Here is a 14,742-nt window from a genome sequence, read left to right as displayed (position 1 = left end):
AAGCCGCTATGGATCCGGACGTAGATATTCAGAAGTTCGCTGAGAAGCTTGTAAAAGCCGGCCGTGAGGGTGTGGCCTGGGAACGAAAGAAGCTCGAGTGGATTCTTGAAGAGAAAGAAAAGCAACAGTCTGAAGAGAAGACACAGCCTGCTAAAGGCTAGGGCGTGTCATCAGACTTTATTTCAGATTTAGCTAGATCTCTTGCTTTGAAGGAACGGGACTTCACAGGCCACGGAGAAGTCTCCATTTGATCTTTAGGGCCAAGGGCCCGTTTCATACCAGCCTGGGGCAAAGCGAATCCGGGGCAACACGCGATAGCGTGGTGGCTCGGGGAGCGACGCCCCAGGTTAGCGCAGGAGTAAAAGTTGAGGGCTGTAAGCCCGACTCATCGTGCAGCACGATGAATCGGGCTTACAGCCCTCTGCTTTCGAGGTGATCCTGTACTTGGGGCTACGCTTGCAGCGAGCTATAAACCGCTCGCTGCTGCGCTCCACCCCAGGCTGGGATGAAACGGGCCCTTGGCCCTAAAGATCAAGACGCTCTTCACTATCAGGAGCTTTTCGCAGCCTGTGAACACCTGCCCCTTCAACGCAAAACTTGCGCTTTGACCTCACCCTTGATTCATGGCTTGAACATGTGAGTTTGACGACAGGCCTTCGGTCTCGGCAACTGTTGCAGGATCGAAGGCCTGGGGAAAGACACCACGGAAGTTTTCAAAAGCCTGGCAGCGAAATTGTTCTATCGAATGTAAAGAAAGCTGCGCCGGGCTTCGGCCAGCTTTTGTAGGTTGCGCTTTGCTTTGTGTTGCAGCCGAAGGGTTTCGAATCGAGTTTCAAATTCCTGGCTTCTGCCCAGAGAGTGCATCAAGGCTGCTGCTTTTTCCAGCAAATGAATTGCTGGTTCGTAGCGACTGTTGTCTACTCTGGCAACAGCTTTCTCCCCATGGCTTAGATAGATTGCCGCGGAGTCTGCGGGATGTGTCTTTTCGCGCTGCTCTGCCAACTGCAGCCAGAGCTTATTGCGGCATCCGCCAGCCTGGGCCTCCTGCCAGGCTTCTTCAATCTTGTGCTCATACAGAAAGACTTCGACGAGCAAAGAATGGCCGTACTTCCAATCCCACAAAGATTCGAACTCGGCTGTGGAACCGCTCTTTGTCGAGGATTGCTCCGCAGCCACGCGGCGAAGATGTCTAAGCGCCCGATCGCGCCAGTCTTCCCAGTCATCGGCTGAACGGGCAAAGCCCTCCAGCAGTTTGTAGTTTTCCAGACCTGGATTTGCCCGAAATTCAGACCATAAAAGGTGCAAGGCGTCGGCATGGCGTTCAGCGTGCTGGTATTCTTCGGCTGCGAATAATCTGAGAGGTACGCCTTGAAAGTCGGGATAGCATGCCATGCCGCGTTCAACCCACTGGAGCGCTTTCTCTCGATTGCCCGCTTCACGATAGATGCCGGCGATGCGGAGATATTGATTGGGAAAAGAGAGATCTCGTTCGAAGATAGCGACGAGTTGTTCTATATCGCCTGATTGGCGAGCGAGCGACTCCATCATGTGTGTAAGGGAGTAGTAATTTTCAGTGCTGTCATGGCCGCCTCTCGATGTTCGCGTCGGGACGTTTTCCCACTCCTTGAGGGCTGCCTCACGGAATGCGGCCAGACCTTTGTCTCCAAGAAGGTGGGCATACCTTTCAGCCACACCGCTCCACTGGCTGTATCCGCCGTCTAGTTCCAGGATGAAGAGCCGGGCACCCAGCGATTCAGGATCGGGTTTCGCCTGTTCGCACGCAAGCAGATGCAACTCTGCGACACGCCCCATCAAATGCATGCCTTCACCGTTGGAGTCGTCGATCTTTTCAACGGCAATTTCGAGCCACTGCATAGCGTCTTCGCACAGATCGATGGCCGCTGTGGCCTGTTTCATCTGCAGGAGAGTTTCAATCCCTTCAAGAGCCGATGAAACCTGGGCTGCATAGACAGGCGCTTGATCGTAATCCCGATAACCGCGAATTTTGATGGCCTTTTCAAGATCCTTGCGAACCTGGGCGACCAGGGTTTCTGAACCCTTCTCGAGACTGGCAAGCCGATTGAGTCTCTGTCTAAGGCTCTTATCCTGCTCCGACCACTCGATTAGCCAGTTGATGAGGGTCTCCTTATCCTGAGCGTTGAGCGCTTCCTGAATGTCTTTTGTCGTGATGGGCGCAGATCGTCCGCTCTTCTGGTCGACGAAGGTGACGGTCTGGCCGGTGAGCCATGTGAGGGCGGTGGCGACACAATGTTTACAGAACCCGCCGCCTTCGCCGATGGGGCATTCGCAGGTGTATTTGAACTTCTGCCCATTGGCAGAAAGCCTTACCGCATACTGTTCGGTTCCGTGCGCTATGGCTTCTATGCTGTCGCCGGACTGCAGAAGGGAGTCGACCAATCCACGTCGAAAGTAATCGACACCACGCTCGTAATAGCGGTCGCCGGCCAGGGTTCGAATGAAGGAGTCCGAGAGAATGGCATGAAGATGGCCAGGAGCGTTCATAGGGGATGATCGGCGCTCTTCGAAGAGAGACGGCTCAGCGGGTTACCGGTCGCGTGTCGTAACGAACCCTGGAACCCACAGCAGAGCGCGCTTGTAGTCGCTCTCCGGCAGGTCCGCGATGGATTGCCGTGCTGCCTCAGCGTAGGCGCAGGCGGTGTCCATGGCATAGGCCAGCGACTCGTGGCGTTGCAGAATCTCAAGGATGTCCGCGTGCGCGACGCGGGCGAAGCTACGGTCGGCGAGCACCGTGCGGATGGCCTCGCGGTCGGCTCCCGTGCCGCGTTCCAGCGCGTGAATGACGGCCAGGGTCGCCTTGCCTTCGCGCAGGTCGGAGGCGGTGGGCTTGCCGAGGACGTCGTCCTGCGCCGTGAGATCCAGCACATCGTCGACGATCTGGAAGGCCAGGCCAAGGTTGCGGCCATACTCGCCCAGTGCTTCTTCAAAGGGAGCGGCATTGGGCGTGGTTGGAGGCACCGCTATCACCGCGCCGAGCTGCATCGATACCTTGAACAGGCAGGCGGTCTTGCGATAGATCAGGTCGAAGTACTCTTCTTCGTTGATGAGATGGCCGAGTTTCTCCATCTGCAGCAGCTCGCCTTCGACCATCTGCTGGGTGAGCGAGATGAGCAGGTCGAGGATGCGGAAGTTGCGCTCGGCCAGTGCCGTCTGGAACGACTGCATGTAGAGCCAGTCACCCGCGAGCACGCACTTGGCATTGCCCCAGGTGGTGTTCGACGAAGGCCGCCCGCGGCGCGTGCTGGCCTCGTCGATGATGTCATCGTGCACCAGCGTCGCCGTGTGCAGCATCTCCACGACGGCGCCCAGGCGAATACGTGCCTCCGACTCGCAACCGACGGCCCTTGCGGAGAGCAGCAGCATCATCGGCCGGATACGTTTACCGCCGCCGGCGATCAGGTACTGCGCAATGTCGGTAACGACTTCGACGGGAGAGTCGGACTGGTGGGCGAACTCGCTCTCGATGGCAGCAAGGTCGTCACGCAGGAGGTCGAATACCTCGGTAGCGGTCGCGATGGAAAGGGAACTCACGCTGGAATTAAGAGTAGCAGGAACATGGACTTCCGGTTGTTGAACTTATTTTTAGTTTGAGCGGAAGTTGGTGAACTGCAGATCGACTCCGAAGTCCTTGCCGCGCAGCATACCCATGATTTCCTGAAGAGTATCGCGATCTTTGCTGGTCACACGGACGGTATCGCCCTGGATGGAGGCCTGCGCTTTTTTCTTCGATTCCTTGATCAGGGCGACGATTTTCTTGGCCGGCTCGGACGCGATGCCCTGCTTCAGCTTGATCTTCTGGCGCACGGAGGAGTTCGAGGCGGGCTCAATCTTCTCGTATTCGAGGTTCTTGAGCGAGACGCCGCGCTTGACCAGCTTCTGCGAGAGGATCTCGATGACGGCCTTGATGGTGTACTCGTCCTGGCTGGCGAGCTGGACGGTCTCGTCGCCTTCGAGGGCGATGGTGGACTTCGAGTTCTTGAGGTCGAAGCGGGCGTTTACTTCTTTGGTCGCCTGGTCGATGGCGTTCTTTACTTCCTGGATCTCTACTTTGCTGACGACGTCGAAACTTTGATCTGCTGGCATGTTGGTGTCCTGTTCGCTTGTTGCGAAGCTATGTCTATGATGCGGTGTTTATTCTATGCCGCGCGTTGGCGGGAAGAGTTCGTAAAAGTTTTTAGTGGTCTGTGCGGCCACTTCTTCATAAGATGCGCCGCGCAGACCGGCGAGATACCGGGCCGTGTGGGCGACGTTAGCGGGCTCGTTGGTCTGGCCGCGGAGGGGAATCGGCGCGAGAAACGGCGCGTCCGTCTCGACCAGGATGCGGTCGGCGGGGGCGGACTTTGCGACGGCCTGGATCGTCGTCGACTTCGGGTAGGTGAGGTTTCCGGCGAAGGAGAGATAGAAGCCCGCCGTGAGCGAACGCGCGGCCTGGTCCTCGTTGCCGGAGAAGCAGTGCATGATGCCGGGCAGACCGCTGGGCGTCCAGTGCTCGGCGATGAGGGAGAGCAGGTCCTCCCAGGCGTCGGCGGGCTCGTACTTCTGCCTGGCCGCGGGGATGGCCAGTTCGGACGTCCGGCAGTGGATGAGGATCGGTTTGCGTGCGGCCACGGCGATCTTCATCTGGGCGACGAAGGCGGCCTGCTGCGTGGCGATATCCGGATTGTCGAGGTGGTAGTAGTCGAGGCCGATCTCGCCCACGGCGATGCAGCGCGGGTCCTCGACGAGGCTGGAGAGCTTCGCGAGGTGCTCGGGCGTCGCCTGGTGGGCCTCCTGCGGATGGATGCCGGCGGAGGCGAAGATGTGCTCGTGCTCACGTGCCAGATTGAGCGCGCGGTGCATCGTGTCGGGGCCATTGCCTATCCCGATGGCCAGCAACTTCGCCACGCCCGCTTCCCGCGCGTTGGCGAGCACCTGGGGAAGGTTGTCGTAGTCGTCGAGATGGCAGTGTGAGTCGATCAGGTACATGGTCTCTTCCAGATTACAGGCTTGCGCCTTGTGGCGAGTGTGTGGACGCGAAGGATAGTATGTCTGGCATGGCGGTGAGTCTGTCTTGAGGTCTTTCGGAGAGCCATTGAAGAGCGATGAGATAAAAGCTGTTGGCCTGGGCAGTGAGTCACGGGTGTTCTCGTTTGGAAGCCTGCCGGTCCGCACAGGAGCCAACGGTAGCGAGGGGCGCGACGTGCTTCATGGCGCGGTCGTTACCGGGGAGCCTGTGGCCTTGCACGAGTCCATGCAGCCTGCCGGGGCGAAGCCCAATCCGGAGCACCGGATCGAGCACACCGAGGTGATCTGCGTTCGCGAAGGCACCCTGGAGTTCGATCACGATGGCCGTACCGAGCGCGTGGACGCTGGTGGCGTGATCTTTGTTGCCAAAGGAACGATGCATACCCTTCGCAATGTCGGCGACGGGGCGGCGGCATACTTTGTCTTCGCGATCGGTGGGGACATCAACACGTAAGGGGAGAAACCTATGGAAACGATGAATCGCAGGGATCTGTGTGCGGCCATGGCTGCGTTCGCCTTTTTGGGGTGCGGGTTTTCGGAGGCCCAATCGGCGGTAGCGAGTGAGGATAGTGCCCTGGCGCAATCCAAGGTCTTTCGCTTCAGCGATCTGCCCGTCAAGCAGAACGAGAATGGCGGCTGGGGGCGCCAGGTCATGCAGGGAACGCTGCCGACCGGCGAGTTTGTAGAGGTGCATGAAACGATGCTGCCCCCTGGCAAGATGCCGCACCCGCCGCATAAGCACCGGAACACGGAGTTTGTGCTCATCCGTCAGGGCAAGCTGGAGTTCCTGAATGAAGGCAAGCCGGAACCGGTGGGCGTGGGGGATGTGATCTATACGGCATCGAACAGGATGCACGGCCTGACCAATGTCGGTGACTCACCGGCGCTGTACTTTGTCGTCTCGGTGAGCCACGGACAGGCGTAGCGGTCTTTATTTCAGTCTTGAGCCCAGAGCAATCTCTTCCCCGAACGTAGCCAGCACAGGCTTGCCGCCCTCGCCTTCGGAGGCTGCGAGCAGCATGCCGTGCGACTCCAGCCCACGCATCTTGCGCGGAGCGAGGTTGGTGATGACCACGATGCGGCGGCCGATGAGGTCTTCGGGCGTGTACCACTCGGCGATGCCGGAGAGAATCTGCCGCTTCTCGTGGCCGAGATCGACTTCGAGGCGGAGGAGCTTGTCGGCCTTGGGAATGCGCTCGGCGACGAGGATCTGCGCGACGCGGAGCTCGATCTTCGCGAAGTCGTCGATGGTGATGGTAGGCGCGGCATCGGCTGGGCCGGCGGTGATGGGCGTCTGGGAGGCGACCGAGGCGAAGGGGCCGCTGGCGGGAGCGTCAGTGTGCGAGGGTGTTGGCCCGTTGTGGGTCGTCGTGGAGCCGCTGCCGCCGACTGGCAGGGAGCCGGAGGGTTCGCCGAGTGAGCTGGTACGCGGGGCTGCGGCGGGATGGGTGCTGTCAGTCGGTACAGGCTGGGCGGGCGCAGGAGTGGCGGCGGCCTTAAGTGGAGCCTCGGGGCGGGTCTCGGTGGGCGTGGGGTTTTCCATGTCGGTCATGATCTGTACGAGTCCTTTGTCGGCGCGGGGGAAGATGGGGGCCAGCGGGCCGAGTTTTGTTCCGGGTTTAAGTCCGCCACGTTGCAGGTTATTCAGTTCACCGTCTGCAGCCGCTTGTTCTATCGATTTCTCGAAGCCAAATTGTTTCCATACTTTGGCGGTGGTGCTTGGGAGGATGGGATAGAGCTGAGCTGTTATGACGCGAATACTGTCAGCGACAGCATAAAGAAACTGCTGTAAGAATCGTATGTCATCGTTGCTGTCGGACTTAGCGAGCTTCCATGGCGCGTTAGAGGTGAGTAGTCCGTCCAGTGCGGCGATTTTGCGGGCGGCCCGATTTAAGCCGGAAGCAAAGTCGAAGGATTCTAGTTCGTCTTCATTTTGTAGAATCAGATTCCACGTGTCGCTGAAGTCGCTCGGAAACTCGGTGTTTTCAGGCTGCGGAATCCGCGCATCACAAAATTGGCCGATCATGTTCAGCGTTCGGCTGACAAGATTTCCATACCCATTCGCGAGATCGGCGTTGTAGCGCGTGATGAGCGCATCGAAGCTGAAACTGCCATCCTGCCCAAACGGAATCTCGCGCAGCAGGAAATAGCGCAGAACATCGGAAGCAAACAGATCACGCTCGGCCTTGGTGCTGTCGGGGAACTGCTTGCCGTAGACCTCATCGCCAAACGCATCGAGGATTGTCTCTGTGCGGACGATATTGCCCTTGGACTTCGACATCTTGGAATTGTCGAAGAGCAGCCAGCCGTGGGCGGTGACGGCCTTGGGCAGCGGCAGATCGGCTGCCAGTAGGAAAGCGGGCCAGTAGATGCAGTGCTGGCGCGTGATCTCCTTGGCCATGATGTGCACATCGGCGGGCCAGTAGTGGTTGAACTCGGTGATGTCTTTCGGATCGTCGCTGCCATAGCCGATGGCGGTCATGTAGTTGGCCAGGGCGTCGAGCCAGACGTACATCACGTGCTTCTTGTCGGTGGCGCTGGCGGCGGGTTCGGGGACCGGGATGCCCCAGGTGAAGCTCGAACGCGAGACGGAGAGGTCGCGCAATGCGCCCTTTACATAGGGTGCGCCAGCGTTGGAGTTTTCGATCTCCAGACCGGCTGCGCGACCTTCGACTACGTTGCCGCGCAGGAAGCTCAGGACCTCGTTCTTGCGGGCTTCGGGTGTGATCGCCAGCGTGTCGGACTCGATGAGGTCGAGCAGCGGACGCTGGTACTCGCTCAGGCGGAAGAAGAAGTTTTCTTCGGTAACGGTCTCGGTCGGTTTGCCGTCGGGGCCGATGGTGCCGGGAGGGCCTTCGACGAAGATCTCTTCTCCGACGCTGTACTGTCCGGTGTAGGAACTGAGGTAGATCTGGCCGCGCTCGTAGAGGTCCGCGAAGAGCTTCTGCGCGCCGCGCTTGTGCTTCGCGTCGGTGGTGCGGATGTAGCGATCGTAGGTGAGCCCCATGCGGTCCCAGAGGTTGCGGAACTGGATGGAGACCTGGTCGGCGAACTGCTGCGGTGCTATGCCCGCGACGGCGGCGGAGCGCTCGATCTTCTGGCCGTGCTCGTCGGTGCCGGTGAGGAAGAAGGTGTCGTCGCCCAGCAGGCGGTGGCGGCGGGCGAGAACGTCGGCGACGATGGTCGTGTAGGCATGGCCAATGTGCGGTCGTGCGTTGACGTAGTAGATCGGAGTTGTGAGATAGAACTTTTTGCGATTGGCTGACATCGGTTAACTGCCAGTTTACAGTTAGTTGCGGTTGGAGAACATCGCGGCGGCGGGGCACTCGCAGCTGCAATTGAGGCAGCCGTGCGTGGCGCAGGCGCCGCAGGTGCGCAGCAGGGCGCGTTTCAGGGCGGCGCGGGCGCGGTGGGCTCGGACGGCGGCGTTGCCGGCGGTGATGCCGTGGCGATGAGCGAAGTCGGTGAGCGAAGCCTCGTCCAGATCGACCTCGCGGATGAGCTGGGCGTAGTTCGGAGTCAGAGACGGCAGCACGGCTTCAATGCAGTGACAGACGAAGCTGAAGGTTGCCGGATCGTGCGGAGCCAGGGCCGAGGCCTCTTCGGGGCCGGCTCCCAGCTCTGTTGCCCAGCGGTCGAGGGTGGCGTTTTCGGAGCCGCGATGACGGTAGTGGTCGATGACCGCGTTGCGCAGGATGCGATAAAACCAGGCCACGATGGACTCGTCCTGCCGCAGACCGCTGGAGTGCTCGACCGCACGCAGGTAGGCCGATTGCAGGATGTCTTCGGCGATAGCGGGATCGGACACACGGCGGCGGACGAAGCCGAGGAAGTCGCGGCGACGGTCCAGCAGTGCGGAGATGGTCTCGGTGGGCATAGAAGAACAACGCAACTCTGAAGAGATAGATGCCGGGGGAGGAAGGTTCGCTTCATCCCCCGGCTGGTATTAGCAGGAGCAGTTGCATCCACAGTCTTTGCAGTCCGGGCAGGTGCAGAGCGGGCCACAGGGGCAGGTGCATTTGGTCGTCATGGTGTCGTTTCCTTTCCGGCCGTTTGTAGCGGCTACACATGCTGACGGAAGGACAAGAAAAGTATTACACCCAAAGTTCAAAGGACATGATCGCAGTCATGTCCCTTGAAATGGCGCTCTCTGGTGATCAGGCGGCGCTGAGGGGAAGCTCCGGCTCGGAAGGAGCTCCGAGGCGTGGAACGAGGACCTGGAAGATCAGCAGGGAGACGAGGTAGGCTCCGGCTGCCATCTCGAAGACCAGTAGCGGGTGCAGCGAGAGATTGTGTTTGACGACCCAGGTAAAGCCCGCGCCACCAGCGGCTCCGGCAGCTCCACCGATGCCGACGACCGTGGAGACGGCTGTCGAGGGAAACATGTCCGTGGGGGTAGAGAAGAGGTTTGCCGACCAGCCCTGATGGGCCGCCGCAGCCAGCGCAATCAACAGCGTGGCAGGCCACGGGTTGTTGGGAAAGAGTGTGCCCATGTGCGGGACGAAGACCAGGGGGAGCACGCAGACGGCCATCAGCAGCATGGCGATCTTGCGGCCGCTGTTGACGGAGTGTCCCCGGCCCATCAGCCAGCCGGAGAGAGTGCCTCCGCCGATGGAACCGACCGACGAGATGACGTAGACGGTGACGATAAACCAGTAGGCATGGGACAGATCAAGGCCGTAGTTGCGATTGAGAAACTGGGGAAGATAGAAGAGGTAGAACCACCAGACGCCGTCTGTAAGTCCCTTGCCGATAGCGAAGGCGTAGGTTCCCCGGTTGGTGAGGATCTTGCCGAGGACGGAGCCGCCGGCAACGACGGGTTCGAGATTGCGCTGCGTGGTGGTGGAACCACGGCGGAGCTTGTTGTAGGGAAAGCTCAGCCAGAGGACCAGCCAGACCATTCCCATGGAGCCGGTGGCGAGGAAGGCCGAACGCCAGCCCCAGCGCGAGGTGACGAAGGTGATGAGCAGCGGCGCGATGAAGAACGAGACGTTGGAGCCGGAGTTGAAGATGCCGACGGCCTTGGCGCGCTCTTTGGCGGGAAACCACTCGGTGGTGGCCTTGATGGCGGCAGGGAAGTTGCCGCACTCGCCGAGGCCGAGAAAGACACGAGCGATGCAGAAACCCATGACCGAGGTGACCAGCGAGTGGCTCATGGAGGCCGCGCCCCAGATGAGAATGGCGAGGGCATAACCGGTCTTGGTGCCGAGTTTGTCGATGATGCGGCCGGCGAGAAGGAAGCCGATGCCGTAGGCGATCTGGAAGTAGATGATGACGTTGCCGAAGTTGTTATCGAAGACGGGCTGGTGATGCGCGTCCGCGGCGAAGTTCCAGCCCATGAAGGGGGCGTTGTGCAGCAACGGCTCGATAAAGGAGAAGACCGAACGGTCCATGTAGTTGATCGTCGTCGCCATGAACAGCAGGGCGCAGACGAACCAGCGTACGTTGGAGCCGGTAGGAGCTTCTGAGGTAAAGCCGGAGTCGTAGGACTCGGAGGTTGCTGCGGACATAGGTCGGGCTCCTGAGGGATCGAGTGCGGCGCAAAATGTGGGTTTTTCGTTGTGCGCCCGCCGATGTCGGACAAAACGCGTCGCCACTGAGCATAGCTTGGCGATAGCGGTAAGTGTCAAGAAAGCGGCCAGACAGGTTTTCTGGAAATCTTAGCGGGCAGTGCTGAACCACAGAAAATAGGGGTACAGCAGGAAGAAGAGCAGCAGCGCAAGTGCCATGAGATCCATATAGATACAGAGCAGAACGCCGCCGTGATACAGGCTCCAGCGGCGCTGAATACAGCGCACGGTTTCGGCTGTTCCGACCATCGCGACGAGTGCCGGAAAAATGAGCAGCAGCGTCGGGCGAATGTGGGGGAAGTGCGATATCGGGATGGCGGCGAACACGCTGCCCAGCACCAGAACATTGCCTCGTGCGAGGGAGCGGGTGCGCGGGTTGAAGAATCTATGGGGCAAGGTTTAATGGGGGGCCGGTGTTGCTGATGGGGTTATAGGGGCACTGTGCGCGGGAGCCGTGGTGGGGGCCGCTGCGGGTTGTGGGTATACGGGCGGAGCGAGGAGGCTGACGCTCGAAAGGGGGAACTCCACGACGCCAATCCGGTTCGAGGGCACGTCCCGGATGCCGATTCGCAGGTAGGCCTCCCGCCCGGCTTGCGAACTCACCTCAAGATGGGCCGCAAGGGGTTCCTGCATGAACCGGTTATAGGTCTCCGGCTTCAGCTCTAAGTGGAGGAGGCTGCCGGCGGCGTTCAGCAGCTTTCCATCAGGATCATATACGTAGGCTTTGAACTCGATCGAACCGCTATAGAGGCCGTTGCTCAGCTTCGTGAACTGGAAGTCGTTCGGCAGCGCGACGAAATCCACGTCGAAGCGCTGGAAGGGGCCTTTCATGGGGATGTAAGGATCGAGCTGGTTGCCCTTGGCTACGGTATCTTCGGTAGCGGTGGACGCGGGCAGCACCCGTACTTTGAAGAGGATTCCTACAGGGGCCGGAGATCCCCGGCGCATTGCGGCGACGATAGAGGCCGTATCCGGATTTGTGGCGGGGGCAGCAGGGGAAGGGGTAGCGGTTGCCACCGCGCGGGTGGGATCTGCCGCCTTGCCTGGCTGGTTCGGATCGTCCGCGTAGTAACCCTGACGGTAGGAGAGCTTAAGCCCCTGAGAGGCCGGAGCTCCGGCCAGGCTGACGCGGATATCGCGATGCTCTCCCTGTCCTTTGGGATTCGACGGGATGTAGGCCAGGGTGTAGTAGTCCGATCCCGCCGCCATGATTTTGGATACGGTGTCGAAGAGCCCGTTGGTGTTCTCGAAGACGCGGCCTCCGGTACTGTCTGCCAGGTGGTTCATCGCTGTGCGATCGGCGGACGGTGTGCTGCCTGGGGTTGGCGCACTAATGGCCACAGGGTAAACAGCTACCTGTGCCTGTGTGAGCAGGTCTGCTGTCTCGTGCAGTTCCTTGCTGTCCAGTTCCGTACCGGCGGCGGTGTTTTTGCGCGTGGGATCGGGAAAAAGATCCAGGGGAAAAGCGCCGGAGAACCAGATCAGGTTTTTGCGGCCGGGAAAGCCTGCAAGATAGTGCGCCAGTTGGTTGAAGGCGTCCAGGGTGTATTGCGGATGGAGCCGCATCTGGAGGGACTTCTGTTCGGCTTCGAACTCCTGCAGGTTGGTGGCTGTCTGCTCCATTCCTTGATTGACCGCGTTCTCCATGGGATGGTCCAGCAGGATAGCGGCACGCGGGATGAGTTTGTGCTCAACCGCGTCTTTCAGTGTCTCCGGATCGGAGGTGAAGCCCTGCAGGATGGTGAGATGATTCGCGAGTCCGAGGATGGCGATATGCGTACCGGGAGCGACGTTCTTCACGTACTGCTGCAGTTGCGTGCGGAGGAGGGGCAAGTCCTTCGTCGGTGTGTTGAGAGCATCCAGCAATAGGATGTTCAGCGTTCCATGGGGAGGCACGGGCGTGTAGTTGGTGAACGTGCCGGGAGGCATTTTGCCAAACTCAAGGGCGCGTCCCTGGGGGGCCGAGGCGACATGCTCCTCGAAGAGGCGGAGCTGCTGGGGAGTCTTGCTCTCGAGTAGTTGGAAGTTTTCTTTGGTGAGGCCGTGGACCGGATGGCCGTTCGGGTCCTGGACGACGACATCGACTGCGACTGGCTGCAGGCTGCTGGTGTTGCCTGGGTGGGGTTGCGCGCCGGCGCTTTGCGCGACGGCACACCCGCCCAGGCAACAGGAAAGGAGAACTCCCAGCAAGAATTGGCGCATCATCTGACTCCGAGTCTTCAGTGGAGATACTAGCCATTAGACGCGGGCTGTCGCCAGCAAGTTCCTTTGCTTGTTTTTGCCAGCGTGATGAGCCGTTAGTTCGTGTAAGAAGCCGTGTGGCTACTCATAGCGCGAAGCGCATTTCCTGATGCTTTAGCGTCAGGGAGTCGGAGGGAGCCGTAGCCTTCAGGCTATGGAAATAGAGGCTTAGGAAAGAGGTGGCCTTTAGGCCCGGGCCTTCTTTCGGCTGCGAACAAAAGGCCCGGGGCCAGGTAGTGTCTGACGAATCGGAGATAGTGATTTAGAGCGAAATCAAGATCGCTGCATTGATACGCTTTTGTTTTATGCTTCCCCACGGAAGCGTCATCCTGAGCGGAGCGTCCCAGCTTTTGGGGACGCTCCGCTCAGGATGACGTCTCTGTGGGAAGAACAAAATAGGTGATGTGTTGTTGTCCCCGATTCGTCAGACACGAACTAAAAGGCCAAGCGATGCTAAAGCGTCACGGTTTGCGCTTCGCGCTGTGGTGCACAGGCCGTCATTGTTCAACGAATTTAACTATTCATCACACAAGAAAGAGTGGTGATATCGATGGGTCGCCCCTTCAGGGCTCTACCTTCTCTGGGCGTTAACCCAGGGTTGCGGCGACACGGCGAGCAAAAAACGCTCGCCAGCCGCCTCCACCCTGGGCTGGGATATATCGCCCCTTTGGGGCTTGGGGGAGTCGCCTGTCTCTAACAGAACTACCCTCCATTCGGTGTCTGGAGGGTAGTTCTGTTTTCCGGCTGAGGTCGCCTTCGAGAGAAAGGCCTAATTTACGCCCTTTTGTGCCATTGCCTTGATTGACTCGTTGAAGGGCGCGCGCAGCACACCGCGTTCGGTGATGATCGCGGTGATGTACTTCGCGGGGGTCACGTCGAACGCAGGGTTTTCGATGCCCACGCCGTCCGGGGTCATCTGCTTGCCGTTGGAGTGGGTTACCTCGCGGGCGTCGCGCTGCTCGATAGGAATGTCGTTGCCGTGCGCCGTCGCGAGGTCGATGGTGTTGAACGGCGCCGCTACGTAGAAGGGAATCCCGTGCTCTTTGGCGAGGATGGAGACGCCGTAGGTGCCAATCTTGTTGGCGGTGTCGCCGTTGGCGGCGATGCGGTCCGCACCGACGATGACAGCCTGGATGCGTCCTTTGCTCATCAGGTGCGCGCTCATGTTGTCGCAGAGAACGGTGGTGGGGATGTTGTCCTTCATCAGCTCCCACGCGGTGAGGCGAGCGCCCTGCAGGAAGGGGCGGGTCTCGTCGGCCAACACGTCGATCTTGTGGCCGGCCTCGATGGCACCGCGAATCACGCCGAGTGCCGATCCGTAGCCGCAGGTTGCGAGCGCACCGGCGTTGCAATGCGTCAGCACGGTGCCTTCCTTCGGCATCAGCGCGGCACCGTGGGCTCCCATCCGTTTGCAGGCGGCGATGTCTTCGTCGTACAGCCGCTGGCCCAACGCTACGACGGCGGCCTTGATCTCCGGGATCGGCGTGTTCTTCGCGGCGAGCTCGTTGTAGAGATCGCGCACCTGGGCGATGCCCCAGAAGAGATTGACTGCGGTGGGGCGGGTCTTTGCGAGGGTCTCGCAGATGACGGCGACCTCTTCGTTGAGGGCGGGAATGGTGGTGGCGGTGCTACGGTCGATGCCGATGGCTACGCCCATGGCGGCGGAGACGCCGATGGCAGGAGCGCCGCGCACGATCATGTCGCGGATCACGGTGGCGACTTGCTTGTAGTCGGTGGCGAGAACGTAGGTCTCTTCGAGGGGGAGCTTGGTCTGGTCGAGGAAGTTAACGCCTTCAGGCGTCCATTCAAGGGTAGGAATCATGTCCCTTCCAGTTTATCGCGGACGAGGGTGTGCGGTTGTCGTGCAAGCCGTGAGATAGGTCGTCGA

13 protein-coding genes are annotated in these 14,742 nt (G+C 60.0%); 3 read left to right on the top strand and 10 right to left on the bottom strand.

The genetic code is table 11. The features are described 5' to 3' along the window. Positions 1 to 8 precede the first annotated feature (8 nt). Complete coding sequence (locus HDF15_RS00285; RefSeq protein WP_184252285.1) at positions 9 to 161, top strand: hypothetical protein; 153 nt, start codon at positions 9 to 11, stop codon at positions 159 to 161. A gap of 577 nt (positions 162 to 738) precedes the next feature. Here the strand turns inward: HDF15_RS00285 and HDF15_RS00280 are convergent. Genes HDF15_RS00280 through HDF15_RS00265 form a run of 4 tightly spaced genes read right to left on the bottom strand, consistent with a single transcriptional unit; the run spans position 739 to position 5,004 of the window. Further along, positions 739 to 2,523, bottom strand: a complete 1,785-nt coding sequence (locus HDF15_RS00280) for a DUF6880 family protein (protein ID WP_184252284.1) — start codon at positions 2,521 to 2,523, stop codon at positions 739 to 741. 42 nt (positions 2,524 to 2,565) lie between these two features. Continuing rightward, positions 2,566 to 3,570, bottom strand: coding sequence for a polyprenyl synthetase family protein (locus tag HDF15_RS00275; RefSeq protein WP_014266563.1), 1,005 nt, complete (start codon positions 3,568 to 3,570; stop codon positions 2,566 to 2,568). Positions 3,571 to 3,621: 51 nt separating this feature from the next. Beyond that, positions 3,622 to 4,122 (bottom strand): YajQ family cyclic di-GMP-binding protein, encoded by a 501-nt coding sequence (locus tag HDF15_RS00270; RefSeq protein ID WP_014266562.1) that lies wholly within the window; start codon positions 4,120 to 4,122, stop codon positions 3,622 to 3,624. A 48-nt stretch (positions 4,123 to 4,170) separates the two neighbouring features. Next, positions 4,171 to 5,004, bottom strand: a complete 834-nt coding sequence (locus HDF15_RS00265) for a TatD family hydrolase (RefSeq protein ID WP_184252283.1) — start codon at positions 5,002 to 5,004, stop codon at positions 4,171 to 4,173. Positions 5,005 to 5,158: 154 nt separating this feature from the next. Between HDF15_RS00265 and HDF15_RS00260 the strand changes: the two genes are divergently transcribed. Together HDF15_RS00260 and HDF15_RS00255 are read left to right on the top strand one after the other, a co-directional pair. Further along, positions 5,159 to 5,497, top strand: coding sequence for a cupin domain-containing protein (locus HDF15_RS00260; RefSeq protein WP_311733002.1), 339 nt, complete (start codon positions 5,159 to 5,161; stop codon positions 5,495 to 5,497). Positions 5,498 to 5,509: 12 nt separating this feature from the next. Next, on the top strand, positions 5,510 to 5,968 hold the full coding sequence (locus tag HDF15_RS00255; protein ID WP_184252281.1) for a cupin domain-containing protein: 459 nt from the start codon (positions 5,510 to 5,512) through the stop codon (positions 5,966 to 5,968). Positions 5,969 to 5,974: 6 nt separating this feature from the next. On the opposite strand, the gene metG is transcribed toward HDF15_RS00255, so the two are convergent. The 6 genes from metG to mtnA all read right to left on the bottom strand — a co-directional run bounded on the left by metG (position 5,975) and on the right by mtnA (position 14,676). Continuing rightward, positions 5,975 to 8,311: a methionine--tRNA ligase subunit beta gene (gene metG / locus HDF15_RS00250; protein ID WP_184252280.1), complete on the bottom strand. Its 2,337-nt coding sequence runs from the start codon at positions 8,309 to 8,311 to the stop codon at positions 5,975 to 5,977. A 21-nt stretch (positions 8,312 to 8,332) separates the two neighbouring features. After that, positions 8,333 to 8,935: an RNA polymerase sigma factor gene (locus tag HDF15_RS00245; RefSeq protein ID WP_260330737.1), complete on the bottom strand. Its 603-nt coding sequence runs from the start codon at positions 8,933 to 8,935 to the stop codon at positions 8,333 to 8,335. Between the two features lie 265 nt (positions 8,936 to 9,200). Next, positions 9,201 to 10,553 (bottom strand): MFS transporter, encoded by a 1,353-nt coding sequence (locus HDF15_RS00240; protein ID WP_184252279.1) that lies wholly within the window; start codon positions 10,551 to 10,553, stop codon positions 9,201 to 9,203. Positions 10,554 to 10,703: 150 nt separating this feature from the next. Further along, positions 10,704 to 11,009, bottom strand: coding sequence for a permease (locus HDF15_RS00235; protein WP_221314213.1), 306 nt, complete (start codon positions 11,007 to 11,009; stop codon positions 10,704 to 10,706). A gap of 3 nt (positions 11,010 to 11,012) precedes the next feature. Then, positions 11,013 to 12,818, bottom strand: a complete 1,806-nt coding sequence (locus HDF15_RS00230) for a VWA domain-containing protein (RefSeq protein ID WP_184252278.1) — start codon at positions 12,816 to 12,818, stop codon at positions 11,013 to 11,015. Positions 12,819 to 13,623: 805 nt separating this feature from the next. Further along, positions 13,624 to 14,676 carry an S-methyl-5-thioribose-1-phosphate isomerase gene (gene mtnA, locus HDF15_RS00225; protein ID WP_184252277.1) on the bottom strand — a complete coding sequence of 351 codons (1,053 nt, stop codon included), beginning with the start codon at positions 14,674 to 14,676 and terminating at the stop codon, positions 13,624 to 13,626. Between the last annotated feature and the right edge of the window lie 66 nt (positions 14,677 to 14,742).

It is taken from the genome of Granulicella mallensis, assembly GCF_014203225.1.
Taxonomy (GTDB): Bacteria; Acidobacteriota; Terriglobia; order Terriglobales; family Acidobacteriaceae; genus Granulicella; species Granulicella mallensis_A.
The sequence above is the reverse complement of the archived record's forward strand: the minus strand, read 5'-3'. Positions and strand labels throughout refer to the sequence as shown.